Genomic DNA, 5,757 nt, shown 5'->3' with positions numbered 1-5,757 from the left:
GGACCGACGACTTCCCAGCGGTAGCGCTCGCGGAGTTTGTTGCGTTCGTCGTCGTTGATCGGTCCGGGGTGTTTCAAGAGCTCCTCGACGTAGCCGCCGCCGGCGGCCGGTGTGTACAGAAACAAGACGCGGCCGGTTTCGCTGCCGCTGTTCTTCCAAGCATGCGGGACGTTGCGCGGGAAGAACGCGCAGGTGCCGGGCCCGCCGACGGTAACATCGTCGCCGATCTTAAAGGTGATCTCGCCGGCGAGCACCCAGGCGACCTCGTCGCTGTCGCGGTGTAGATGGAAGAGGCTCTTGGTGCCGACGGGCACAGTTTCCTCGAACAGCATGATGCTCTCATTGGTCTCGTGGCCGAGGAGCTTCAAGGCGGCGAAGCGGCCCGGCGTCGTCATGTCGAGATGCTTCCCGCCGCCCGCGGGCACGACAAGGCCTTTTGTTGTGGTCATGTCGGTGTCCTCCCCTGTGGCGGGATGAGGATAACCGTCGGCACCATGAACATCAATGCATACGAGTCCGCTCGTCCGGGCTCGATCTACCCGCCCACGATTCGACGCGTTCGTCGCGAGCCGCTGGTATATCGTTCGACGGTATCCGGACAGCCGAGCGACGAGCCTTTAGCCCGAAAAAGCTCGAACGGCGCCCATCGGCCACGCACGCCTGGTATCCTTCACCAGGGGTCTGGAGAGTCCGACATGAAGTGCCCCGGGTGCCAGCACGACAATCCACCGCAGTCGAGCTTCTGCCTGGAGTGCGGGGGCGGTTGACCCTCACCTGCGGCTCGTGTGGCGCTGCCCTCCCGTCGGGATCCAGGTTCTGCAATTACTGCGGGACTCCCGTAGAACCCGCGGTCGCCTCCCGACCGCGGTTCGCCTCCCCCGAGGCCTACACTCCAAAGCACCTCGCCGAGAAGATCCTGACCTCCAAGAGTGCTCTCGAAGGCGAGCGCAAGCACGTGACCGTGCTGTTCGCCGACCTCAAGGGCTCGATGGAGCTCCTCGCCGACCGGGACCCCGAGGAGGCGCAGAGACTCCTCGATCCGGTCCTGGAGCGGATGATGGAGGCCGTCCATCACTACGAGGGCACGGTGAATCAGGTGATGGGCGACGGGATCATGGCGCTCTTCGGCGCGCCGGTAGCCCACGAGGACCACGCGGTCCGCGCCTGCTATGCCGCGCTCATGATGCAGCGGTGGATCAACCTTTATGCGGACGAGCTCCAGCGCGGGGGCGGCACGCCGGTGCAGATCCGCGTGGGACTCAATTCGGGCGAGGTCGTCGTGCGCGCCATCGGCAGCGACCTGCACATGGACTACACCGCCGTCGGGCAGACGACGCATCTGGCCGCCCGGATGGAGCAGATGGCCAAGCCCGGGTCCATCCTGGTCACCGGCGACACCCTGAAGCTGGCCGAAGGGTACGTCCAGGTGAGACCGCTCGGGCCGGTCACCGTGAAGGGGCTCGAGAACCCGACTGAGGTGTACGAGCTCACCGGGGTCGGGCCGGCCCGGTCCCGGCTCCAGGCCAGCGCCGCGCGCGGCCTGACGCGTTTTGTGGGGCGCGAGCGAGAGCTGCAGCAGCTAGCACAGGCGCTCGAGCAGGCCGGTGCAGGACATGGGCAGGCGGTCGCGATCGTGGGCGAGCCCGGCGTGGGGAAATCCCGCCTCGTCTGGGAGTTCACGCGGTCCCACCGCGCCCACGGCTGGCTGGTGCTCGAAGGCGGCTCGGTCTCCTATGGGAGGGCCACGCCGTACCTGCCCGTCATCGAGCTGCTGAAGGCATATCTAAGGATCCAGGAGCGCGACGACCAGCGGCAGATTCGCGAACGAGTGGCGGGGAAGCTCCTGACGCTAGACCCGACGCTGGAGCCGCTCTTGACGCCGCTCCTGGCGCTGCTGGATGTCCCCGTCGACGATGCCGCGTGGGGCGCCCTCGACCCTCCGCAACGCCGGCAGCGAATCTTGGAATCAGTCAAGCGGCTCCTCCTGCGGGAAAGTCAGGTCCAACCGCTCCTCTTGCTCTTCGAGGATCTCCACTGGATGGACTCCGAGAGCCAGGCGTTGCTCGACTCCCTGATCGAGAGCCTCGCGACGGCGCGCGTCCTGCTGCTCGTCAGCTACCGTCCCGAGTACCAGCACCCGTGGGGGAGCAAGACCTACTACACCCAGCTCAGGATCGATCCGTTGCCGTCCCAGACCGCCGAAGAGCTGCTCACCGCCCTGCTGGGCCAGGACGTGACGCTCGAGCCCCTCAAGCGCGCGTTGATCGAGCGGACCGAGGGCAACCCCTTCTTCCTCGAGGAGAGCGTGCAGACCTTGGTGGAGACCAAGGTGCTCGTTGGGGATCGGGGGGCGTATCAGATGACGAGGGCGCCGGAGGCGTGGCAGATCCCGGCGACGGCTCAGGCGATCGTTGCCGCGCGTATCGACCGGCTGCCACCCGAGGACAAGCGGCTGCTTCAGGCTGCCTCCGTCATCGGGAAGGATGTGCCGTTCACGCTCCTGCGGGCCATCGCCGACGTGCCCGAGAACAGCCTTCGCCGGGGGCTCACCCAACTCCAGGCGGCCGAGTTTCTCTACGAGAGGAGCCTCTTCCGGGATCTCGAGTACACGTTCAAGCACGCGCTCACCCACGAGGTCGCCTACGGGAGCGTGCTCCAGGATCGCCGCCGCGCACTCCATGCCCGGATCGTGGAGGCCCTCGAGGCGCTCTACCCCGACCGGGTGGCCGAGCAGGTCGAGCGCTTGGCTCACCATGCCTTCCGGGGCGAGCTATGGGAGAAGGCGGTCACTTACCTCCGGCAGGCCGGCGCCAAGGCCCTCGCCCGCTCGGCCTACCGGGAGGCGGTGACCTGCTTCGAGCAGGCACTGGCGGCCTTGCACCCACTGCCCGACGCGCGCCAGAAGATCGAGCGCGCGATCGATCTCCGTCTTGACCTTCGCCAGTCGCTCTTTCCGCTGAACGAGCTCGCGACGGTCTGGCGGTATCTCCGGGAAGCCGAGGGCCTCGCCAGAACGCTTGACGATTCGCGACGACTCGGATGGGTGTCGGCCTATATGAGCGGCCATCACCTGCACACCGGCGGTCACATAACAGAGGTGCGCACGTTTGCGCAAACGGTCGAGGCCATCGCCGAGCGCCTCGGCGATGTTCCGCTCCAGATCGCAGCTCAGTACTACCTTGCCGCCGCCTCCTATCTCTCAGGCGACTATCGCGGGACCGAAGATGTCTGCCGCAAACTGATGCAGTCGCTACACGACCAGCGGCCCCGTGAGCGGTTCGGCCTCGTGGTGTCTCCCGCCGTCTGGTCTCGTGCCCAGTTGGCGCGCGCCCTCGCCGAACGAGGCGTGTTCGACGAGGGAGACGCTCACGGACAAGAGGCGATCCGGATCGCCGAAGCGCTCGATCACCCGTTCAGCGTCCTCGTGGGATAGGGGGGAACTGAGCCAGGCCGCCGGTCTGCTCGAGCGCGTGGTCGCTCAGTGCCGCGAGTGGAACATCACGAGTCACACTCCGATCGCAATGGCGTCTCTGGGGCACGTGTACGCGTGGTCGGGACGCATTGAGGAGGGCGTCTCCTCCCTGCAGCAGGCCCTGACCGCCTATGAATCCGCAGGGATTGGGTTTTACCACTCGCTCAGCGTCGAGCAGCTCGGCGAGGCGTATCTGCTCGCGGACCAGGTCGAGGACGCCCACGCCTGCGCCGACCGCGCCGTGGTGCTCGCTCGCGGGCGCGGTGAACGCGGCTATGAGGCGTGGGCCCTCCGCCTCCTAGGCGAGATCGCTTCGCATCATGGCCGCCCCGACGTGGCGACGGCCGAGGCGCGTTACGGCGCCGCAATGACCCTCGCTTCCGAGCTCGAGATGCGCCCGCTCGTGGCCCACTGCCACTTCGGCCTCGGCAGGCTCTACCGGCGGACGGGTAATCCCAAGCAGGCCGAGGAGCACCTAACTACCGCGACGGCGATGTACGGCGAGATGGGCATGACGTACTGGTTGGAAAAGCTCGAGAGCGGGGGTCCGTTCCTTACCTAGGGTCACCTGGTGAATCGCCGACCACGGCTCACTGCTGCCATTGGCCGCCATTCGGGAATTCGTCAGCGGGGTATAAAATCGCGCCCTTGAACTATGTAAGTTCGAACGTGTCCCGTCGGGGACTTTCACCGTGTTGAAGAGCATCGTATGGAACGTCGAGAACGCGGAGCAGCCGGGCCCTGCCCAGCGTCGTGGGCGGGCCAGACCGGAACGACTACTTCATCTCGGCACGTCCGACCCTGCCGGAGCGACTAGCTCTCGCCGAAGACTGGCCCACGCAGATCGTTCGGTCGGCCACGAGTCCCTCCTGTTCCGCCATTGAAGGTTCGAACCGTTGACGGCTCGCCAGGATTCGCCGGTGGTGGCTCCATGGGCCTGTTCCCGCACAGTTGTCTTTCGCGGGACCGGCAGGGGCCGAGCCGCGCTGTGCCCCGTGGGGTGTGCGCCGCGTCATCAGTTGCTCCCGTTTTGCTCCCACACGAGGTAGCCCCGCCCTGGAGAGGTGCGAGGTCCCAACCTCGGCGGATCGTTAGGGTATTCCGGGTGGCTTGACCGTACCCAGAACGGGGTTTATCATACCCACTATGGGAATGAAGCTCGCCGCTCGGAAGCAGCATCCGAGGACTCCATCCCCGGGCTTGGCCGACGCGCTGTTCGCCAAGGTGCAGCAGCGCGTATTGGGCGTCCTCTTCGGCAATCCCCGGCGGAGCTTCTATGCAAACGAGGTGATCGGCTTGGCGCGCTCCGGCACCGGTGCCGTGCAGCGAGAGCTTGCCCGGCTCGAGGCATCCGGTCTCGTGACGGTCACCCGCGTCGGCAAGCAGAAGCACTATCAGGCAAACGCTGGCTCGCCAGTGTTCGAGGAGCTGCGAGCGGTGGTGCTCAAGACATTCGGGCTTGCCGACGTGCTGCGCGCGGCGCTGGCACCGGTTTCGCGACGCATCAGCGCGGCTTTCGTCTACGGGTCAATCGCGAAAGGCCAGGACACCGCCGCCAGCCACATTGATCTAATGGTGGTCAGCGACCGCCTGACCTATGCCGATCTGTTCGCTGCTCTGGAAGCGGCCTCCGCACAACTCGGACGGAATGTCGCTCCCACGATCTATACGTCAAAGGAGTTGTCTAAACGCGTGAAGCAGGACAATGCGTTCGTGACGCGAGTGCTGGCGCAGCCCAAACTGTGGCTGTTTGGCGACGACAGTGACCTCGCCGCTTGAGAACCTCAGCGGGCCGGGCCAATCCTTGCGCAAGGAGGCGCCGGACGCAAAGGAGTTCGCCGGGCTCAAGCAGTCCGGCCTCACGCGACTAGCAGATGCGGAGAAGCAAGCCAATTCCCTGGCGAGTCGATTCGTGAGATTGATCGAGTACCAGGACGCGCCGCCCGAAGTGCGAGCAGTCTACGACGACATCATGGCGACCGCCGCTCCGACTGAGTGAACAATTTCTGGAAGGCCCTGGCCCACGACCCCCCGCCGCTTCGGCGCACCTCGGAGGCGGTCAAGCAGGTGATGCCCCGGGGGCGCTCGACCCGTTGACCAAGGAGATGGTCTACGTAGCGGTGAGCGTGACTAACAACTGCATGTACTGCATCAACAGCCACCTGGCCTCCGCCCGGGCCAAGGGGCTGACTGATCCCCAGCTCGCCGAGCCTAAAGATGGGCTGGGGGAAAGAATTGCGGGAAGAGACGAGACGCGAAACGGACAACGTGAATCGTGCGTCGGC

Annotated in this window: 4 protein-coding genes and 1 pseudogene; 4 read left to right on the top strand and 1 reads right to left on the bottom strand. The window is 65.9% G+C overall.

The window, feature by feature from the left end; all coding sequences use genetic code 11:
• On the bottom strand, positions 1–449 hold a 449-nt coding region (locus VGV60_17320), incomplete at its 3' end, for a cupin domain-containing protein (GenBank protein HEV8703034.1).
• A gap of 314 nt (positions 450–763) precedes the next feature.
• Here VGV60_17320 and VGV60_17315 point away from each other — a divergent pair.
• The 4 genes and pseudogenes from VGV60_17315 to VGV60_17300 all read left to right on the top strand — a co-directional run bounded on the left by VGV60_17315 (position 764) and on the right by VGV60_17300 (position 5,757).
• Positions 764–3,433 (top strand): AAA family ATPase, encoded by a 2,670-nt coding sequence (locus tag VGV60_17315; GenBank protein HEV8703033.1) that lies wholly within the window; start codon positions 764–766, stop codon positions 3,431–3,433.
• Positions 3,434–3,521: 88 nt separating this feature from the next.
• Positions 3,522–4,034, top strand: coding sequence for a tetratricopeptide repeat protein (locus tag VGV60_17310; GenBank protein HEV8703032.1), 513 nt, complete (start codon positions 3,522–3,524; stop codon positions 4,032–4,034).
• A 638-nt stretch (positions 4,035–4,672) separates the two neighbouring features.
• On the top strand, positions 4,673–5,251 hold the full coding sequence (locus VGV60_17305) for a transcriptional regulator (GenBank protein HEV8703031.1): 579 nt from the start codon (positions 4,673–4,675) through the stop codon (positions 5,249–5,251).
• A gap of 118 nt (positions 5,252–5,369) precedes the next feature.
• Positions 5,370–5,757: pseudogene (locus VGV60_17300) on the top strand (carboxymuconolactone decarboxylase family protein).

It is taken from the genome of Candidatus Polarisedimenticolia bacterium, assembly GCA_036001465.1.
Taxonomy (GTDB): domain Bacteria; phylum Acidobacteriota; class Polarisedimenticolia; order Gp22-AA2; family Gp22-AA2; genus Gp22-AA3.
The sequence above is the reverse complement of the archived record's forward strand: the minus strand, read 5'-3'. Positions and strand labels throughout refer to the sequence as shown.

Excerpts from the sequence above, each read along its gene's own strand:
- VGV60_17310 (HEV8703032.1), top strand. The coding sequence starts at position 3,522 with ATGGCGTCTCTGGGGCACGTGTACGCGTGGTCGGGACGCATTGAGGAG.